General features: G+C 63.1%; 14 protein-coding genes. 4 read left to right on the top strand and 10 right to left on the bottom strand.

The genetic code is table 11. The features are described from left to right. Positions 1-42: 42 nt before the first annotated feature. From ppc to RBH19_RS10115, 5 genes are all read right to left on the bottom strand, one after another. On the bottom strand, positions 43-2,757 hold the full coding sequence (gene ppc / locus RBH19_RS10095) for a phosphoenolpyruvate carboxylase (RefSeq protein ID WP_306728723.1): 2,715 nt from the start codon (positions 2,755-2,757) through the stop codon (positions 43-45). Positions 2,758-2,806: 49 nt separating this feature from the next. Further along, positions 2,807-3,274 carry a TspO/MBR family protein gene (locus RBH19_RS10100; protein ID WP_306728724.1) on the bottom strand — a complete coding sequence of 156 codons (468 nt, stop codon included), beginning with the start codon at positions 3,272-3,274 and terminating at the stop codon, positions 2,807-2,809. Then, entirely contained in the window at positions 3,271-3,912 is a 642-nt protein-coding gene (locus tag RBH19_RS10105; RefSeq protein WP_306728725.1) for a fumarylacetoacetate hydrolase family protein, read from the bottom strand. The genes RBH19_RS10100 and RBH19_RS10105 overlap by 4 nt, the downstream gene beginning before the upstream one ends. Then, entirely contained in the window at positions 3,909-4,919 is a 1,011-nt protein-coding gene (gene ltaE / locus RBH19_RS10110; protein ID WP_445353978.1) for a low-specificity L-threonine aldolase, read from the bottom strand. The genes RBH19_RS10105 and ltaE overlap by 4 nt, the downstream gene beginning before the upstream one ends. Positions 4,920-5,296: 377 nt before the next feature. Beyond that, positions 5,297-8,092 carry a hypothetical protein gene (locus tag RBH19_RS10115; RefSeq protein ID WP_306728727.1) on the bottom strand — a complete coding sequence of 932 codons (2,796 nt, stop codon included), beginning with the start codon at positions 8,090-8,092 and terminating at the stop codon, positions 5,297-5,299. A gap of 166 nt (positions 8,093-8,258) precedes the next feature. Here RBH19_RS10115 and RBH19_RS10120 point away from each other — a divergent pair, with 166 nt between their 5' ends. After that, positions 8,259-9,644 (top strand): alanine/glycine:cation symporter family protein, encoded by a 1,386-nt coding sequence (locus tag RBH19_RS10120; RefSeq protein ID WP_306728728.1) that lies wholly within the window; start codon positions 8,259-8,261, stop codon positions 9,642-9,644. Between the two features lie 16 nt (positions 9,645-9,660). Here RBH19_RS10120 and RBH19_RS10125 read toward each other — a convergent pair whose 3' ends face one another. After that, positions 9,661-12,150, bottom strand: a complete 2,490-nt coding sequence (locus tag RBH19_RS10125) for a CHASE2 domain-containing serine/threonine-protein kinase (protein WP_306728729.1) — start codon at positions 12,148-12,150, stop codon at positions 9,661-9,663. 210 nt (positions 12,151-12,360) lie between these two features. Between RBH19_RS10125 and RBH19_RS10130 the strand changes: the two genes are divergently transcribed. After that, positions 12,361-13,029, top strand: coding sequence for a hypothetical protein (locus RBH19_RS10130; RefSeq protein WP_306728730.1), 669 nt, complete (start codon positions 12,361-12,363; stop codon positions 13,027-13,029). Between the two features lie 12 nt (positions 13,030-13,041). Here the strand turns inward: RBH19_RS10130 and RBH19_RS10135 are convergent, their stop codons facing one another. Continuing rightward, the gene (locus tag RBH19_RS10135; RefSeq protein WP_306728731.1) at positions 13,042-13,452 is read right to left on the bottom strand and encodes a hypothetical protein; all 411 of its coding nucleotides are present in this window, start codon (positions 13,450-13,452) and stop codon (positions 13,042-13,044) included. Positions 13,453-13,537: 85 nt separating this feature from the next. Between RBH19_RS10135 and rlmM the strand changes: the two genes are divergently transcribed. Together rlmM and RBH19_RS10145 are read left to right on the top strand one after the other, a co-directional pair. Further along, positions 13,538-14,629, top strand: coding sequence for a 23S rRNA (cytidine(2498)-2'-O)-methyltransferase RlmM (gene rlmM / locus RBH19_RS10140; protein ID WP_306728732.1), 1,092 nt, complete (start codon positions 13,538-13,540; stop codon positions 14,627-14,629). A 143-nt stretch (positions 14,630-14,772) separates the two neighbouring features. Further along, on the top strand, positions 14,773-15,603 hold the full coding sequence (locus RBH19_RS10145) for a substrate-binding periplasmic protein (protein ID WP_306728733.1): 831 nt from the start codon (positions 14,773-14,775) through the stop codon (positions 15,601-15,603). Positions 15,604-15,693: 90 nt separating this feature from the next. On the opposite strand, the gene RBH19_RS10150 is transcribed toward RBH19_RS10145, so the two are convergent. From RBH19_RS10150 to msrA, 3 genes are all read right to left on the bottom strand, one after another. Next, a complete protein-coding gene (locus RBH19_RS10150; RefSeq protein ID WP_306728734.1) occupies positions 15,694-17,739 on the bottom strand; it encodes a M13 family metallopeptidase in 2,046 nt (681 codons plus the stop codon). 197 nt (positions 17,740-17,936) lie between these two features. Further along, on the bottom strand, positions 17,937-18,347 hold the full coding sequence (locus RBH19_RS10155) for a PilZ domain-containing protein (RefSeq protein WP_306728735.1): 411 nt from the start codon (positions 18,345-18,347) through the stop codon (positions 17,937-17,939). Between the two features lie 129 nt (positions 18,348-18,476). Next, on the bottom strand, positions 18,477-18,953 hold the full coding sequence (msrA, locus tag RBH19_RS10160; protein WP_306728736.1) for a peptide-methionine (S)-S-oxide reductase MsrA: 477 nt from the start codon (positions 18,951-18,953) through the stop codon (positions 18,477-18,479). Positions 18,954-19,030: the final 77 nt, after the last annotated feature.

A 19,030-nucleotide genomic window follows, 5' to 3' on the forward strand; every position in this document is an offset into this window, starting at 1 on the left:
ATCAAACAATGGTCACAGCTTATCCCGTTCCGGTGCCGAGCGTCACCCGGTATTCTGCAGGCCCTGTGCAATGCCATTGACGGAGGCGATCAGGGCATTGAGCAAGGCGTCATCGCGACGATCACCGGCACGCCAACGTGACAGCAGATCCACCTGCAGAAGGCTCATGGGGTCCACATAGGGATTGCGCAGGCGAATGGCACGGGCCAGGACCGGATCGTCCGACAGCAGTTCATCTTCCCCCTTGACGGCCAGCAGTTGCTGCACCGTGCTGTCATGGGCCTCGCGAATATGGTCGAAGATGGCCTGGTGAGAGTCATCCACCAGGCTCATGTAGCGGCTGGCGATGGCCATGTCGGACTTGGCCAGCACCATTTCCACATCCGACAGCAGGCCACGCAGGAAGGGCCACTCCCGGGCGGCCTCGGCCAGGGCCTCGCCACCGTATTTCTCCTCGGCCGCGCGAAGGCCGGCGCCCAGCCCGTACCAGCCCGGCAGCAAGGCCCGTGACTGGGTCCAGGCAAACACCCAGGGGATGGCGCGCAGATCCTCGATACCCTGGCCCTTGCGGCGACTGGCCGGTCTCGAACCCATGGACATGCGCTGGATGACATCGATGGGCGTGGCCTGGCGGAAGAATGCCTCGAAGCCTTCCCGCTCGTACACCAGGCCCCTGAAGGCAGCACGACTGGCGTCGGCGATGGTTTCCATGATGGCGCACCAGCGCTCGCCGGGGACAGTGGCCTGGCCCGGCATGCTGGCACGCAGCACCGCGCCCACGCTCTGCTCCAGACTGCGCATGGCGATGGAGCGAAGACCGTATTTGGCGCTGATGACCTCGCCCTGTTCGGTCACCCGCAGGCGGCCACGCACGCTGCCCGCCGGGGCGGCCATGACGGCCTGGGGCACCTTGCCGCCGCCCCGGCTGGTGCTGCCGCCCCGGCCGTGAAAGATGCGCGGCTCCACGCGGTGGCGTTCCGCCGCCGCCACGATCCGGGACTGGGCCTGCTGCACCGCCCAGCGGGAGGCGGCGATACCGGACTCCTTGTTGCTGTCGGAATAGCCCACCATCACTTCCTGGGCCTGACCCCGGGCGGCGATATGTCCGGCATAGACCGGATCCGCCAGCACTTCATCCAGGATCTCCGGGCCGCGCTGGAGATCCGGCACGGTTTCCAGCAGCGGCACGATATCCAGCGCAACCTGGCCCGCCTCGTCCGCCAGGCCGGCAATCCGGGCCAGCAGGAGCACGGCCAACAGGTCTTCGGGGCCCTGGGCCATGCTGATGATGTAGGTGCCGATGGCCGCATCCCCGAAGCGCCGGCGACATTCGGCGATGGCTTCGAACACGGCCAGGGTGCTGGCGAGCACGTCGGAATCACCCGCCGCCTCCGGCAGGCTGTCAGCGGCCAGCCATTCCCGCATGCGCCCGGCGCGCTCTTCCGGGGCCAGCTCGAGCCAGGCGGGATCGTTCAACCAGTCGGCAATGGCCTGACGGTGCACGGCGGAGTCCTGGCGGACGTCCAGGGCCGCCATGTGGAAACCGAAGGTGGCGGCACGCCGATACAGGCGACGGACCGAGAACAGGCCGGCATGCTCGCCCAGGTTCTCCCGCAGGCTGTCGGCCATGAGCACAATGTCATCGACGAAATCACCCGGGCGTTCATAGGCCGCCGCCGCGTCATTCAGGGCGGCCTGCAGGCGGTGCTGCATGAAGCGGATCATCAGGCGATAGGGCATGTCGAGATGGCGGCGCGGCATATCCTCCAACGGCTCCGGCCAGGCCTGACGGTAGGCCTCCAGTCGCTGAAGCAGGGCGTCGCTGGCCGGCACGCGTGACAGGCCCTGGCTGAGACGGCGGTAGAGTTCGTTGAGCTCGCCCAGATAACTGCGAATGACCAGGCGCCGATGCTCGGCCAGGGTCTCGCGGATGGTGTCGGCATTGACGTTGGGGTTGCCGTCCATGTCGCCACCCACCCAGGATCCGAAGCGAACCAGCGGCGGCAAACGCTCGGGCAGTTCCGCTTCCGGCCAGACGGCTCGCAGGGCCTCTTCCATGGCTTCATAGAAGGGCGGAATGACCCGGTACAGCACGTCCGTGAAATAGAACAGCACATGCTCCATTTCATCGGCCACGCTCGGGCGCTGACTGGGATGCTCTTCCGTCTGCCAGGCCGCGGTGATTTCCATGCGAATGCGTTCCTTCGCCGCCCGGTCCTCCCGCGGGGTCAGATCCGGATCCATGCGGCTGACCAGCAGACGGGCCATGCGCTGCTGCTTTTCCAGCAGGGAACGGCGCATGGACTCGGTGGGATGCGCGGTGAACACCGGCACGAACTGTACCCGATCCAGGGCCTCGATCACGGCTTCCCGGCTGACGCCATCGGCATGCAGGCGCTCCAGGCTGTCGCGCAGGCTGTCAGGCTGGGGAATATCGTCCCGTTCATAGTCGCGACGACGACGGATGCGATGGACGCGCTCGGCCAGGTTAACCGCCTGAAAATAGGTGGAAAAGGCCCGGATCAGGGCAGCGGCATTGTCCGCGGACAGGCCCTGCACGGATTCGGACAGCTGTTCGGCGGCGATGCGGTGCCCCTCCCGGCGGCGGATGGCATTGCGCCGGGCCTCTTCAACCCGCCGGTAGAGGTCGACGCCACCCTGCTCCCGCAGCATGGCACCGACCAGGGCACCCAGCTCGCTGACATCATCCCGCAGGGGCTGGTCCTTGGGGGCAAATTCGATATCCCTTCTTGGCACGTGGATTACCTCCCCTCCGATGACTTGCGAAGCGGCGCGTGGGCCGGCTTCAATTCATCCACCACAGGGTGAAATTGAGCACGGAAGCGAAGGCGACCCACAGCCAGTAGGGCAGCAGCAGCCAGACGGACATGGGGTCCTCGCGCCGGAACAGCACCATGGTAAGGGTGATGGCGGCCAGCAGGATGAGAATGTGCAGAAAGGCCGCCCCCGGCATCTGCAGACCAAAGAAGATGGCCGACCACAGGGCATTGAGAACCAGCTGGAACAGAAAGACCGCAAGGGCGAGCCGGGCCGCCGACAACCCCCGGCGCCACCAGACCCGCCAGGCGGCCACGGCCATCATGGCGTACAGCAGGGTCCAGACCGGGCCGAAGACCCAGTCGGGCGGATTCCAGGCCGGCTTGTCGAGGGCGGCGTACCATTCCCCCGGCGGAAACAGGATGCCGAACAGGGAAGCCGAGAAGCAGATCATCAGCCAGGCGACCAAGCCGCCCAGCCCCTTCATTGAGTTCATTGCATGGCCTCCATTCGCCACCGGGGTTCCTGTTCGGGTGCATTCAGCCCCCGCCACTTCATTTCTAGCACATCTCCGGGCGCCAGCGGGCCTACCCCCGCCGGTGTACCGGTGAGGACCACATCACCGGCACGCGGGCGCCAATAACGTGACAGGGCCGGCAGCAGGTCGGCAGGGCTGAACAGCATATCGACCAGCGTGCCCCGCTGACGGCATTCCCCATTGAGCCAGGTTTCCAGGCCGAGATCGGGCGGCAATTGCCCCGGCAGACCATGCCATTCATGAAAATCACCCAGCAGGGCGCTGCCGTCGAAGGCCTTGGCCACGTCCCAGGGCAGGCGCTCTGCCTTGAGTCGGCTCTGTTCGTCGCGCAGGGTGAGATCCACGGCCAGGCCCAACCCGGCAATGGGCCGCTCCGTTTCACCGCTGAGCAACAGCGCCAGCTCACCCTCGAAATCCAGCCGCCCCAGGTGGAAGGGCAGCCTGGCCGTTCCCGGCGCCTGGCGGACGCTGCCCGGCTTGTGAAAGAAGACCGGCTGCGCGGGGCGCTCCGCCCCCATTTCACGGGCGTGGTCGGCATAGTTGCGGCCCACGCAGAAGAGGCGGCTGGCGTCGGTAACCCGGATGGAGGCTGTCATGCCGCCAGGCTCTTTCCGAAGGCGGCCACGGTCTGCTCGATGGCGGCGTCATCAATATCCAGGTGGGTGACAAGGCGCAGGGTTGGCCCCGGGTTCACCCGTACCCCCTGATCCTGCAGCCTTGCCGCCAGCGCCTCACCCGCCATACCCGATGGCCGCACCATGAGGATGTTGCTGCCGCTGCGATCCACCGCCAGCTTCCCGGTGGCCTCCAGTTCATCCGCCAGCCAGGCGGCCCGGCGATGATCATCGGCGAGGCGATCCACATGGTGCTCCAGGGCATGAATGCCGGCCGCCGCCAGGATGCCGGCCTGGCGCATGCCGCCGCCCAGAACCTTGCGCCATCGACGGGCCTCATGAATCAAGGAAGTGCTGCCGCAGAGCACCGAGCCCACCGGTGCGCCCAGGCCCTTGGACAGGCAGAAGGACACCGAGTCGAAACGAGCCGTGATGTCGGCCACCGGCACACCATGGCTGACCGCGGCATTGAACACACGGGCACCGTCCAGGTGAAAGGCCAGGCCATGATCGCGGGCCAGCGCCTGCATGCGATCGAGATAGTCCATGGGCAGGGGTCGCCCCCACCAGGTGTTTTCCAGGCACAACAGGCGTGTTCGAGCGAAATGGGCATCATCCGGCTTGATGGCCGCCACCACGGCCGCGGGATCCATGCAACCGCGATCGTCCAGGGGCAGGGGCTGCGGCTGAATGCCACCCAGCACCGCGGCACCACCGCCTTCATACTGATAGGTGTGGGCGTTGTGGCCGACGATGTATTCGTCCCCGCGCTGGCAGTGAGCGAGCAGGCCGGCCAGATTGCTCTGGGTGCCGGAGGGCAGGAACAGGCCGGCCTCCAGGCCCAGTCGTTCCGCCGCCAACGCCTCCAGGCGGTTCACGGTGGGATCTTCCCCGTACACATCGTCACCCACCTCGGCGGCCATCATCGCGTCGCGCATGGCCGCGGTGGGCCGGGTCACGGTGTCACTTCTGAGATCGATCACTTTCAGGGGCTCCGTCAAACATGGCGGGAAAGTGCCAAACCATACCATCCATCCGAAAACATCGCTGCAAGGAAGAAAAGGGCTCTTCGCGGAAAAGCGGGGAGGAAATTCGGGCGAGGTTGCCGGGGCGGGTCTTGGTGGCCCTGCCCAGAACACGCCGTGAATACGTCCTTGTAGGCTCGAGGGAAACATCCCTGTTTCCCACGGTTCTGGTCAGGGCCACCAAGACCCTTTCCAGAGCGGTGATTCGGCGGGTTGGCGGGGGCGTGCCCGCCAACCCGCCGCCCCCAAAACCGCTCGTCCCTCCCCGCTTTTCCGCGATGAACCAAAAAAAGGGGCACCCTTGGGTGCCCCTCTTCGTACAGCTCACGCCAAATAGCGGTTTACCAGTAAAGGGACAGGTCCTGATCGATACAGATCAGGCCCTGCCGAGTCTGCCCATCATAATAGTCGGCAGTTTGGCCTACCCAGTTGGAAACCACCATACAAACGACACCATCACTCCGTTCGGCGACATCAGCCACGGGGACAAGGTTGGCACCCGGGCCAGCAAGGAGCTCAAAATCCTCATTCACTGCACCCGAGTCCTTATCCACCAAAGCAATCCCGTCACGCTCCTGGCCATCCACTTCCAGGAAGTCGCCAGCGATGAATACACCCAGCGAGGTGGCACCAAGACCGAACTGGGCATCTAGATCCGAAGACGGATTCCACGGCTGAAGTACACCATCGGTGTTGAAGGCTGCAAAACCGTCACGGGGGGTACTATTGGCGGTGTCGAAATTGCCGGCCACGTAAATTATGCCGTCGTGGTAGCTGATATGCCTCACTGATCCGTCGAGCTCCGGTGACCAGGAGGTGACATTGCCATCGGCGTCGATGGCGGCGATATAATCGCGGGACTGCCCGTCCAGGGTGTCAAAATCACCACCCACATAGAGCACATCATCGGAGCCATCCATGGTCCCGATACTGCCACCCTCAGGATCAGGAAAGTCCGCCAGCACGTTGCCGCCGGCATCCAGGGCGACAAAACCATTGCGGTTGGTGCCATTGACCTCGGCGAAACTGCCACCCATGACGATGGCATCGCCCAGGGCGTGTAGCCGCGTAACCCGGGGGTTGGGGAGGGAGCTGCCATCCTCCAGCTCCAGATCAGGCTGCCAACCCAGATCAAAGGCCCCGGTAAGCCGATCAAAACGGGCCACCCCATCGACTCGAATCCCTTCAGCCGTGCGCTCGCCCAGGCTACCCACATAGATATAGTCATGAGTCTCCGCAAAGGCTGTGACCGTGGAACCCATGCCAGGCCCCCAGTCGCGAAACTCACCGGCCATATCCAGTGTGCCAATGCCACGGGGATCCTGCAGATCCCAGACCGTGCCCGTGGTCGCGAAAAGCAGGCGGTCGTCCTCGACAATCACCCGGCTCGCACCCCGGGGCAGACGCAACTCCGGCCCATCAAGCAGTGTTCCCTCCGGCGAGAAGAGAGCATAGTTTTTCTGCCGTTCGCCACCGATGTAGCGAAACAGCCCGGTAACCAGGATGTTGCCATCGATTTCCTGAATGTTAGACACCCCGACGGACCAGCCGAGGTTGCCATAGTTGGGCTGCGCCTCGGGCCAGTTCAGCTCATCACCGGTGTCGCGATCAAAAGCTTTCAGAGGCGTGGATAGGGATGGAAAGGGCGACTCCCCAAGATAGATGGCATCATCGGTGACGAGAAGAGCGCCGACCCAATTGAAGCCATGGTCAATCATCAGCGCCGACAAGTCACCATTTTCATCGATCCTGGCAAAACCATCCCTGGGCTCACCATCAACCTCGGTAAAATTGCCTGCCATGTAGACAGCACCATCCTCGGCAACCGTCATGTGGGAGATAGTCTCATCAGGATCGATCTGTGCGACCCAGCCCAGGAAGCTGCCGTCATCGGCGAAGCGGGCAACCCCTTCCTCCTCGTCGCCGGCAGTCATTTCCAGCGTCGTGACGGCGTAGATCTCGCCGTCGTGCATAGTCATCCGGTTAATGCTCGCATCATGGTCTAGCTCCCACGCCAGTACATCCCCTTGCCTGTTGAGCTTGGCGATCCCATCGACGTTGGCTCCGTTGATTGCGGTGAAACTACCGCGAACATAGAGCCGATCATCGTGAAACAGCAATTCGCTGACCATCCAACCATCTATATCTACTTGCCAATCACTGTCCAGGCGACCATCTTCGTCAACCCTGGCAAGCATCTGCCTTTCCTCTCCGTCGATGTAATCAAAGTCACCGGCGAGGAAATAGCCATCTTCACCATCGCTTACCATGGCACGAACCCGACCGCCCACCTTGGCAGTGGGCAGGGGCGTGTAGTGTTCCCGCTCCAGCGCCACAAAGCCCCCGCTCATGCGGGCACCAGCGGTCATTGACCCGCCGAAGAAGAGGTTGTCATCCTGATCAAACATCACGGCCCGGGCCCACATATCGGTCACCGGCGCCATGGGGCGGCTGCCGAACACGGGCCCGAAGCCGGCACCGTCTTCCTCCAGGGCAAAGTAATAGCGCTGGTCGTTGTCCAGCTCTTCCACCCGGTAGGGGGGCTCGATGTCACTGGCGCTGCCACTGCCATCGTGGGCGGAATAGTTTTCCGGGTCCATGTCGGGGTCGGTGGACCACACCAGGCTGTAGCTGGCGCCACCCGCCGCATCCCAATCGACTTCGACTGCCTGATTGCGGGGCTCGGCCCAGGCATGGGCGACGGCTTCGGCGCTGCAGCTCACCTCGACGTCATCCACATCCTCGCCATCAATGACGCCACTGGCATTGTCGATCTGGCACTGCTGGCCATCCGGATGGCTGTCGACGGTGACCTCATAGCTGTCGCCATCGTCCAGGGTGGTTTCAAAGCTGAAGGCGCCATTGTCGCTCAGCGCCAGAAGATCATCGTCGTTGAGCAGCAGCTCCAGGGTGCCACCCGAAAGACCGCTGAGATTGCCGCCGACAGCGAAACCGTCGTCATCGTCGTCGTCATCACCATTGTCGTCGCCGTTGTCGTCATCGTCGCCGTTCTCCCCCGCATCGGAATCGTCGCTGCTGGACGAGCCCCCGCAGGCCGGCAGGATCACCGCCACGGCCAGTGACAAAATGAGCGCTGCGAGCAGACGCAGCAGATTCTCAGGATAGAGCTTTTCCATGACCCGCTCCCCTTCGGAAGGTACAGAGTTTTTGGTTCTATCCAGCTTGGAACAGCCGGTCCAACGCTGCCATCCCCCACGTGAGGCCCCCCGAGGCCCCAGATTTCGAGCCGAGCACGGGGAATGCTAGGCTCTGTGACGTTCGCACAGCCCGGGGAGCGAGAGCATGGAGACCATCGGCGAGGCCTTTCAGGCCCTGTCCGGCTTTCTTTGGGGGCCGCCGCTGATCATTCTGGTGGTGGGCGGGGGCCTGTACTTTCTGATCTACAGCCGCATGGGCCCCTACCGCTATTTCGGCCACGCCATCGCCATTCTGCGGGGCAAATATGATGATCCCGACGACCCCGGGGACATCACCCATGCCCAGGCCCTGTCGGCGGCACTCTCCGGGACCCTGGGGCTGGGCAATATCGCCGGGGTGGCGGTGGCCATCGGCATGGGCGGGCCAGGTGCGGTCTTCTGGATGTGGGTGACCGCCGTGGTGGGCGTGGCGACCAAGTTCTTCACCTGCACCCTGTCGATCATGTACCGGGGCCGGGACAGCATCGGCCAGCTCCAGGGCGGGCCCATGTACATCATCCGGGAAGGCCTGGGTGAACGCTGGCGCTGGCTGGCCGTCTTTTTCTGTGTCGTTGGCCTGTTCGGCACCCTGCCCATCGTGCAGATCAATCAGCTCACCCAGGTCGTGCGGGATGTGATCTTCGTGCCGGCGGAGCTGGTGGACCCTGACAATCACTTCACTTTCGATCTGATCTTCGGGCTGCTGATGGCCGGTATCGTGGCTGCGGTCATTTTTGGCGGCATCAAGCGTGTCGGTTATGTGGCCGCCCGCCTGGTGCCGAGCATGGTGGCGGTGTATCTGCTCATGACCGCCGGGGTGCTGGCCGCCCATGTGGCCGATCTGCCCGGCCACCTGCTGTTCATCGTTCGCGATGCCTTCACCGCCGAGTCCATCGGCGGCGGGGTCCTGGGCATGATCACCATCGGGGTCATGCGCGGGGCCTTCTCCAACGAGGCCGGGATCGGCACCGAGGTGATGGCCCATGGGGCGGCAAAAACCAAGGAACCGGTGCGCGAAGGGCTGGTGGCGATGATGGGGCCGGTGATCGACACCCTGATCGTCTGCACCTGCACCGCCCTGGTGATCCTGGTCACCGGTGTCTGGCAGCAGGAGGATCTGGGCGGGGTGAGCATGACCGCCATGGCATTTGGCGATGTGCTACCCGGCGAGCTGGGGGCCTGGGTAATCGCTTTCGTGGTGCTGATCTTTGCCTCCAGCACCATGTTCACCTTCTGGTACTACGGCGCCAAGTGCCTGGGCTTTCTCATCGGCGCCGAACGCCAGCACTGGTACAAATATTTCTACACCCTGCTGATTGTGGTCGGCGCGGTGGTTTCCCTGGAGGCCGTCTTCGGCCTCATCGACAGCGCGTATGCCCTGATGGCCATCCCCACCATGACGGCAACGCTGATGCTTTCACCGAAGGTGCTGGCCGCCGCACGACATTATTTTACACGCCTGAAAACCGAGGAAAGCGGCATGCGGCGTTAGCCGCCAGTGCAGGCCATCAGGCTCTTCCACGGGATGCGGCAATGGGATTGTTGTTCTCGGCGTTACGCTTGGCCAGGGCGACCACCTGCTTGCGACACTGGCGGATGGCCTGAGCCATTTCCGAACCGCGCTGGAAACGGTCTTCCGGCTTCTTGGCCAGGGCCTTGTCCATGACCTGGCCCACACAGGGCGGCAAATCCAGGCGCAGATGGCCCACGTCAGGATGGCGGTCGTTGGCAATCTTGTACATCAGGGTCGCCAGTGGCTGGCCATCAAAGGGCAGCTCGCCCCGCAGCATCTGGAAAAACGTCACCCCAAGGGAAAAGAGATCCGAACGGCCATCCACCTTGCGGCCGAGCACCTGTTCCGGCGACATGTAGGACGGGGTGCCGAGAATGGTGCCGGTCTTCGTCTTGCTGGCATCCGTGAGGCAGGCCACGCCGAAATCCGTGACCTTGATACGCCGGGTGCGGCGATCATAGATCATGTTGCCGGGCTTCACGTCACGATGAACCACATTGTGGCCATGGGCATAATCCAGGGCGTCCGCCACCTGAGCCACGATGTCGAACACCGTCGGCACCGGCAATAGCTTGCCGGGGCGGGTGTAACGCTGGAGGCTGCTGCCATCCAGATAGTCCATGGCGATGTAGGCGAGATCGGATTCCTCACCCACATCATAGATGGTGACGATGCTGGGGTGATTGAGGCGCCCGGCGGTTTCCGCTTCACGGAAGAACCGCGCGGTGACCTGCTCGAGTTGTTCGCCTTCGAATTCCTCGGAAAGCGCCACGGTCTTGACGGCCACCGTGCGGCCGATGCGCGGATCCCGGCCCAGATAGACCACCCCCATGGCACCCCGGCCTATCTCCTTTTCAATTTCGTAGCGGCCCAGCATGGGCTTCTGCATGCCGTCTTCGGTGAGCACCAGGCTGCGTACCGCACCACGACCGCTGCCAAGGGCCATCTTGCTTTCCAGTACGGCCAGCTTGCGGATGCGTGCATCCACATCGGCGAATCCGGGCGCTTCCCGGGCGATGTGCTTGAGCACGGACTGCGCCTTTGCGAACTGTCGCCGGCGTTCGAAGTCCAGCGCCAGGTCGTAGAGCTGATCCAGCAGGCGAGGGCCGGGCTGACAGCGCTTGAAGCGCTCGAAGGCGGCATCCAGCTTGCCCTGGGCCTGCCAGGCTTCACCCAGCTGCCGGTTGGCATCAGACAGCTCGGCAAGAAACACATGCCGCCGATCGGCAAGATACTGCTTCAAGCCCAGCAGGGCATGCCCGCCCAGCAGGGCCACTACGGGCATGGCCAGATCCAGTCGAATCATGCGCGCCATGGGCATGACCAGCTGGATGTTGAACAGCAACACCGCGAACAGCAGGGTAACGGCAATGGACGTGGCCAGGCTCAGTCGTGGCAGCAGATAGGCCAGATAGAGGCCCACCACCAGCAACAGGGCCCAGGGCAGCACAGCCAGCCATTCCGGTGCCGAATACAGGTCACCCCGGATCAGGGCGGTGCTGTGATGTGCGACGACCTCCACCGGACTCATGCGTTCGCCCAGGGGGGTCGGCAATGCATCCGCCCACTGTCCCGACGTGGTTCCGATCAGTACCGCGCGACCGGCAAGATCCGCGTCGCTGACCCGCCCTTCCAGCAGGGCACCCATGGAGACGCGCCGGATGCCCAGGTCACGACTGTCACTGTAGAAGTGGGGCTGAAAGCGATAGGCGCTGTCCGTCGGCAGACGCACCCCCGGGCCCAGGGAAATCCCCGAGGGATCATTCACGCGAATGTCGCTGGTGGTGACACCCACCAGATGGGCCGCCACATGCAGGGACAGGGCCGGAAGATAGCGACCATCGCTGCGAAGCAGCGCCGCCGGCTCCCGGATGGCGCGGCGATCAGCCGGTGGTGGCAGAAAGCCAACGCCGTTGACCTCATCGGCGAGACCGGGGAAAGCCGGCAGCAGACGCCCTTCCGGAATCGGCGGGGCAGCCGTCATGCGGCGCTGCAGCGTACGCCCGAAGGACGGTTCGATGGAGGCGGGAATCATGCTGGCCTGCAGATAATCCGGCAGCCAACCCCCATCCAGGGCCTGTGCGCGAGCCTCCGGGGCCCAGCTCCGATAGGGCAGACCAAGCAACACCGGGCCGAGCCCATCCATGCGGGAGGCGAGCACGGCATCCGCCACCGGCCCGGCGAGACCCCAGTCCGAAGGCAATACCAGAGCGGTCACGGCCGCATCCGCTCGACGTACCCGCGACACCGTTTCACCCACCGCGGCCGCCAGACTGGTCCAGTCGGGATACTCGCCAAGGGCATCGTCATCAATCTCGACCAGGATCAGGCGATCACCGGCGGCCCGTTCAGGCGCCAGGCGCATGCCCCACTCGGAAATGGGACCGTCAACCGCCTTCCAGAGACCGCCAATACCGGCCAACGCCACCAACAGGGTGACAGTGAATCCGATGAAGCGATCCTTGTTGGCCCAGTTGAGTTTCAAGCGCCCCCCTCGTTTCCGACCCGGAGCTTCCCGCAGAAGCCCGATCTTAACTGGTATATTAGCCTGCTGATCACGAAATGACCGAACCCGGAGCCAAAGGGTCCGGGCATTTTCGCGCCGGCCCGACTTCGGTTTAACGCCCGAACCGGGTCGGGGTTGACCCGCTCAGAGGCCCATATGAACACCCACTCTGCCACAAGGCGACGGAATATGCTCCTGTTGCTGCCCTGGCTGATTCTGGCCGGTGCCGTCGAGGCAAGCGGGCTTGACGGGCCGCGGGAAAGCGGCCTCAGTTACGAGGCCCGCCTGCAAAGCGAGCGCCTGCTACCCCTGGTGGAGGGTTCTCAACGCGACTTCAACCTGGAGTCCGCCAGTCTGCATCTTCGCGAGAGCGTGCGGGGCGGCCTCTACGGCGGCCTGCTGGGCGGTCTGCCTTCCCTGCGCTGGCGCTCGGAAGACAGCGAAGACACGGTCAGAGTGGGCGGCCATCTCTTTGGCCTGAGCCTGGGCGGCCGTCATCCGGCCCGCTCCCCGCTGGCGATGGTCTGGGAGGGCAGCTACATCTGGACGGAAGTGGGTGGGTCACTGGGCGACGGAGAACTGGATCTGAGCCTGCGGGAATCCTCGGCCCGCCTGGGGGTGGAATGGTGGCCGGGAACCATGGGCATGACATTGGGGGTGGCCCGGCAACGCGTCAGTGGCGAGGAGTTTCGTTCGGACGGCGACACGACACGCAGCCGCAGTCTTGGCTGGCGATCGGACGATCATGCCTTTCTGGAACTGGGGCTGGATGTGGGTGCCGGTGGCTGGATGAGCATTCGCTACCTGAATCGCGAGCCCCGCGGCACGACCCTGCTGATCTTCGGACAACAATTCTGAACGCCAGCCGTTTCAGTAGGGCGGCAGATGCTCGTTCAACCAGTCTTCGATCTGCTCGCGACTGAGCCGCCCACTGCGAACCGCCACCGTGCGACCACGGGCATCGAACAGCACCAAAGTGACGGCATCCACATCATGGTTGTCGGCGAAGCGCTGGCCTCGGGGGGTATTCAGATCGGCCACCAAATAAAGCATGGCCTCGGGTTGACGCTGACGCACACCATCCAGTGCCTCCATCAATTCCACGCTCTCGACGAAATTGTGGTCATGCACCAAAACCACCGCACGCTCACCGCCACCAATCTGGGTCAGATCGGTATCAAAACCCGGCGGCAGCATCCGCAGCAGTACCCAGGCCAGTGCAAGCAGGGCCAGGAGAACGATGAGCACCTGGATCATTTTCTTCATGCGCGACTGCGCCATGTTCACTCCTCATGGCCGATCGGGATGGATATCATCAGTTTGTCGAGACTCCAGAACAATGAAGTAAAGGCAAAGGAAACTCAAGATGGGCTCAAAGCCTGACAAGGCTGCCGACCTGCCTTCCTGTGACAGCTGGCTGGTGCATTGCCGTGCCGGCTACGAAGGCAACTGTGCAGCCGAACTCACTGAATACCTCCACTTGCGGGGCGTCCCCGCGGCCTACGCCATGGCCGCCAGGGGCGAGGCCTGGCTGCGCCTGGTCAATCCGATGCCGGAGAACGGCCCGGATCTGGCCACACTGGTGCCGGATGATGCGATCTTCCCGAGACAGATCATTCCGCTCTGGCGCTGGCTGGAGGCGTTGCCAACCGCGGATCGCGTCACAGCAATCATTGAGGCACTGCCCGCCGGACGGGATTTCAACGGACTCCAGATCAGTTACCCGGACAGCAATGAGGGCAAATCCCTTGGCCGCCTGATCAAACCCCTGTCGGTGGCGCTGCGTCAGGGAATGAGGTCACGGGGCATCACACTTGAGCGGAACGGGGCGCCCTGCCTGCATCTGTTCTTTCCCGATGGCCGGCGGGTCAGCATCGGCCACACGAGGGATGACCGCGAGCCGGTCGGTGGCGTCATGCGCCTGCGTATGCCCGGTGCCGCACCCAGCCGTTCCACCCTGAAGCTGGATGAAGCCTTCCGCCGCCTGATGGGGGAGGAAGAACGGGGATCCCTGCTCTCGCCCGGTCAGCGGGCAGTGGACCTGGGCGCTGCACCGGGCGGATGGACCTGGCAGATGGTTCGTCGGCACATTCACGTGACCGCCGTTGATAACGGGCCGATGGCGCCGGAGCTGATGGAATCCGGCCTGGTGACCCATGTTCGGGCCGATGGCTTTACCTGGCGCCCGGAACGGGCGGTGGACTGGCTGCTTTGCGACATCGTGGACAAGCCGGCCCGGGTGGGCCAGCGCATGAGCCGGTGGCTGGTGGAAGGCTGGACGCGGCATGCGGTCTTCAATCTGAAACTGCCCATGAAACAGGCCTGGCCGACGGTACGTGACCTTCTGCGCCAGCTGCGGGAAGAGCTGGCGGAAAGCCGCCCCACGGTGGTCGTGCGAGCCCGCCACCTTTATCACGACCGGGAGGAAATTACCGTGATCGCCCTGGACAAGGGCTGAGTCGGGGGCTGAGTCGGGGGCTGAGTCGGGCGGCAGAAAATCCTGCAGCTGCTACATTTGAAGTGAGGGCTGCGCTTTCCGGACACATTTCCGGACACATGGGGGCAGCTTCCTTTCGGGCCTTTTGCAAGGGGGATAGCATCATGAGCACTCGAACAACCCTGTCCTTTCTCTTTCTCGCATTACTGGCCGCGCTGACGGCAGGCTGTGCGGAGGAGGCCGAGCAGAAGGGAGATTACGTGGAGGGTGCAGGGGATGCGCCGAAGACATTGGACTGTCAGCTGACGATGGGCTGGGACCCCTGGGAACCGTACCAGTACCTCACGCCCGCCGGGGACGTGGCGGGCCTGGACGTGGAACTGATCAAGGCCGCCGCCCATCACGCCGGTTGCGCCATCGTCTTCGAACAGGGCGATTTCGTGTCCCTGCTTCAGCGGCTGCGCGAGGGTGATGTGGATTTCCTACCCGGAGCGACACTGACCGAGGCCCGCCAGCAGTTTGCCTATTTCAGTCAGCCCTATCGGGAAGAAACCTTTTCCCTGTGGGTGCGGGCCGAGGATCAGGAACTGTTTGCGGATGCCAGCCTGGCCAGTCTGCTGGAGAACCGTCGCCGAGTGGGTTACACGGAAGGCTTCATTTACGGTGAAGAAGCCGAACGCCTGATGGCGGATCCACAATACGAAGCGTTGCTGGTAAGCGCCCGAATCGGCGACCTCAATCTGCTACGTCTCATTGAGCACGATATCGACGCCTTGATCGAAGATCCCTTCGTGGCGGCTTCCATTCAGCGTCGCCTGGGGCTCAGCGACCAGGTGGTCGCACTTGACCAGGTACTGGAAAGCGCAGAAGTCCGACTGATGTTCAGCCGTGAAAGCGTGGATGAGGAGACTGTCGAGCGCTTCAATGAAGGCCTTGAACGGGTCATTGAAGATGGCACCCGGGATCGGGTCACGGCCCGCTATCGGCGGGATTGAAACGCAACGCTCGCTGCATGGCATGGACTGAAAAACCGCCGCCCTTCGGGGCGGCGGTTTCTTTTTTGCCGGCGTGACGGCAGACGCCGATCACCAGATGTCGGCCCGCTCATCCTTGGGCAGATACATGGCGTCACCGGGCTGTACATCGAAGGCCTCATAGAATCCCGGAATATTGCGCAGCGTGGTGTTCACCCGGAATTCACCCGGCGAATGGGGACGGGTCTGCAGGTGCTGACGCAGAGCCTCTTCACGGAACAGAATGCGCCAGATCTGTCCCCAGCCAAGGAAGAATCGCTGCTCGCCGGTGAAGCCTTCGATCACCGGTGCCTCCTGCCCTTCCAGGGACAGTTGATAGGCGCGCCAGGCCACCCGAAGGCCGCCGTGGTCGGCAATGTTCTCACCCAGGGTCGCCTGGCCATTGATGTTGAGGCCTTCTATCGGTTCCTCGGCACTGAACTGCTCAACCAGCACCTGGGCGCGGCGCTGGAATTCCGCTTCCGAGTCCTCCGACCACCAGTCCCGCAGGTTGCCGTCTCCATCCACGCGGCGACCGGAATCATCAAAGCCATGACTGATTTCATGACCAATGACGGCCCCGATGGCCCCGTAATTGACAGCATCATCGGCATTCACATCAAAAAAGGGTGGCTGCAGGATGGCGGCCGGAAAGACGATCTCCGTCATGGACGGGGAATAGTAGGCGTTCACCGTCTGTGGCGTCATGAACCATTCATCACGATCCACTTCCTGGCCGAGGCGGTTCAGCATGCGCTGGTACTCGAAGGCCCGCGAACGCTTGTAATTGCCCACCAGCTCGCCGGCCCGAATCTCGAGGCCGTCGTAATCACGCCATGTGTCCGGATATCCGATCTTGGTATTGAAATTGGCCAGCTTGTCCAGCGCCTCGTCACGGGTCTCGGGGCTCATCCAGGGTGTATCCCGCAGCGTTTCCTCGAAGGCCACCATGAGATTGTCCACCAGCTCGGCCATGCGCGCACTGGCTTGATCATCGTAATGACGTTCCACGTAGAGCTTGCCCAGCTGGAATCCGAGGGTGCTGTTGAGACCGCTGATGGCTCGTTCCCAACGCGGACGCTGCTCTTCGGTTCCCTGAAGGACACGGCCACGGAAATCGAAGCTGGCGTCGGAGAAGTCACTGGACAGGAGGGAGGCGTAACTGCTCAGGGCCCGCCACTGGAAGTAATCCCGCCAGATATCGATATCGGTGTCCCGGATGATTTCCGCCACCGCCGTCAGGTAATCCGGCTGACGAACCACCACGCCTTCGGCGGCATCCACGCCAAGATCAGCGATGAAGGCGGACCAGTCAAAGGCGGGGGCCAGCTCGAGCAGATCGTCGAGGGACTTCAGATTATAGGTGGCAACCGGGTCCCGGTTCTGCACCCGGGTCCAGTGATGCTCGGCCAGGCGGGTTTCCAGACGCATGATGTTGGCGGCCGCGACCGCCGGTTCGTCGTGCCCGGCGAGAGCGAGCATTTCGGTGACATGGGCCACGTAGGCGTCGCGGATCTCGGCATTGCCATCATCAAAATAGTAATCCCGGTCAGGGAGACCCAGGCCGGACTGATTCAGGTAGCTGATGTAGCGGTCCGAATTCTGTGCGTCCTGACGGACAAAGAAACTGAATGGATTCCCCACACCGCGGAAGGGCAGTTCGGCCATCAGTTCACGCAGCGCCTCATGGTCTTCAATGGCCGCAATATCGCCCAGCAACCCTTCGATGGGGGTCATGCCCAGGCTTTCCAGGCGCTCTTCGTCCATGTAGCTGCGATAGAAATCGCGGATCATCTGGGCGGCGGAGCCGTCCTCGACGTTCTCCTCCTCGGAGACTTCTTCCACCAGCACGCGCAAATCTCGTTCGGCCTGCTCACTGAGCTGATCGAAAGCCCCGTAACGGGCACGATCCGAGGGGATTTCCGTCTCGGCCAGCCAGCGGCCGTTGACGAAGCGGAAGAAGTCATCCTGCGGTCGCACCGAGGGATCCATGTTGTCGAGATCCACGCCCAGACCGCGCTCGACCGTCTGCTCCCCTTCGCCATCCCGCGAACCATCCTGGTCACAGGCCGCCAGCGGCAATGACACCGCCAGCAACACCATCAGGTGTCGTTTCATGAGTTCACCTCTTTGGCTTGTTTAATGTCACAGCGCCCCCACGCCGTGACCATGATCAGCAACGGCAGGAACACAGATTGATGGAAATATCGGAAATCTCTGACCACCGACTGGGTATCGGGTTCAGAATGGACGATGGACGGACCCCGTCAGCTCATTACCCGCTCACTCCGGACACAGCCACCCTGGCCGCCCTTCTAGCTCAGCCAGTCGTCGATGAAACGTTCAAGGTCATCATAGGTGTAGTTCTCGAACCAGATGTAACGAAGGCCGATACGGAAACGGTCATCGTCATCCGGGCGGGCCGCCACCACGCGGCAACGGGCATCCACATCCGAATAACGGCCGTCCTTCAGGGGCAGTTGCATCTGCACCCGCAGTTCCTCGCCCTGGAAACGACCTTCCAGCGCCGACTCCGGCAACAATTTCGCGGCCGTCGCCATGTTGCACAGAATCTGCAGACCGGTCAGGGAGATGTCCAATGCCAGGGCCGGATGAGCGTGCCCCTGGGCATCCAGCACCTTGACCGGATGCTGGGTATCAATGCGTTCAAAAACCCGACGATCGCTGTTGCCACCGTTCCGCGGGGTCTTTTCCAGTTCAGCCATCGCTGCCTCCCTCCAATGCCTTGCTGGCTACCGTGAACCGGCGGTCTCCCCCTGGTGACATGCCCGTGTTCACTGTCCTGCTCCCTCCATCATTCACGATTGCAGCGACGTCCGAACGACACTGCCGCTTCAGATGGCACAACTCGACAGACCTTTCTTCTCCAGATAACGCTGATGATACTCTTCTGCCCGATAGAATGTGGAGGCGGCCGTGATTTCGGTCACGATGGGGCGCGGATACCGCCCCGAAGCGTCCAGCGCCGCCCGAGAGGCCTCGGCCTCCGCCTGCTGCTCCGGATCGTGGTAGAAGATCGCGGAGCGATACTGGGTCCCCACATCCGGCCCCTGCCGATTGAGGCTGGTGGGGTCGTGCATCTCCCAGAAGACCGCCAGCAGTTCCGGATAGCTCACCTTATCCGAATCATAGACTATCTGAACGACCTCCGCGTGTCCGGTGCGGCCGCTGCACACATCTTCATAGCTGGGATTCTGGTAATCTCCTCCCAGATAACCCACCTGGGTATCCAGTACGCCGTCGATTTCCCGGAATCGGGCCTCGACACCCCAGAAACATCCGGCACCAAAGGTTGCGGTTCTCTCTGCCATGCTTGCATTCTCCCGATGCGATTCGGTCAAGCGTGCCGAATCTTCGCAATAGACCATTTTCGTTTGCCGGCCGTTCC

Origin of the sequence: Natronospira bacteriovora, assembly GCF_030848495.1 — a bacterium.
GTDB classification, from domain to species: domain Bacteria; phylum Pseudomonadota; class Gammaproteobacteria; order Natronospirales; family Natronospiraceae; genus Natronospira; species Natronospira bacteriovora.

Coding starts and splice junctions, on each gene's coding strand:
- RBH19_RS10105 (WP_306728725.1), bottom strand. CDS start 3,912: ATGACAGCCTCCATCCGGGTTACCGACGCCAGCCGCCTCTTCTGCGTG.
- RBH19_RS10130 (WP_306728730.1), top strand. CDS start 12,361: ATGCTCCTGTTGCTGCCCTGGCTGATTCTGGCCGGTGCCGTCGAGGCA.
- RBH19_RS10135 (WP_306728731.1), bottom strand. CDS start 13,452: ATGGCGCAGTCGCGCATGAAGAAAATGATCCAGGTGCTCATCGTTCTC.
- RBH19_RS10115 (WP_306728727.1), bottom strand. CDS start 8,092: ATGGAAAAGCTCTATCCTGAGAATCTGCTGCGTCTGCTCGCAGCGCTC.
- rlmM (WP_306728732.1), top strand. CDS start 13,538: ATGGGCTCAAAGCCTGACAAGGCTGCCGACCTGCCTTCCTGTGACAGC.
- RBH19_RS10150 (WP_306728734.1), bottom strand. CDS start 17,739: ATGAAACGACACCTGATGGTGTTGCTGGCGGTGTCATTGCCGCTGGCG.
- RBH19_RS10145 (WP_306728733.1), top strand. CDS start 14,773: ATGAGCACTCGAACAACCCTGTCCTTTCTCTTTCTCGCATTACTGGCC.
- msrA (WP_306728736.1), bottom strand. CDS start 18,953: ATGGCAGAGAGAACCGCAACCTTTGGTGCCGGATGTTTCTGGGGTGTC.
- RBH19_RS10155 (WP_306728735.1), bottom strand. CDS start 18,347: ATGGCTGAACTGGAAAAGACCCCGCGGAACGGTGGCAACAGCGATCGT.
- RBH19_RS10120 (WP_306728728.1), top strand. CDS start 8,259: ATGGAGACCATCGGCGAGGCCTTTCAGGCCCTGTCCGGCTTTCTTTGG.
- RBH19_RS10100 (WP_306728724.1), bottom strand. CDS start 3,274: ATGAACTCAATGAAGGGGCTGGGCGGCTTGGTCGCCTGGCTGATGATC.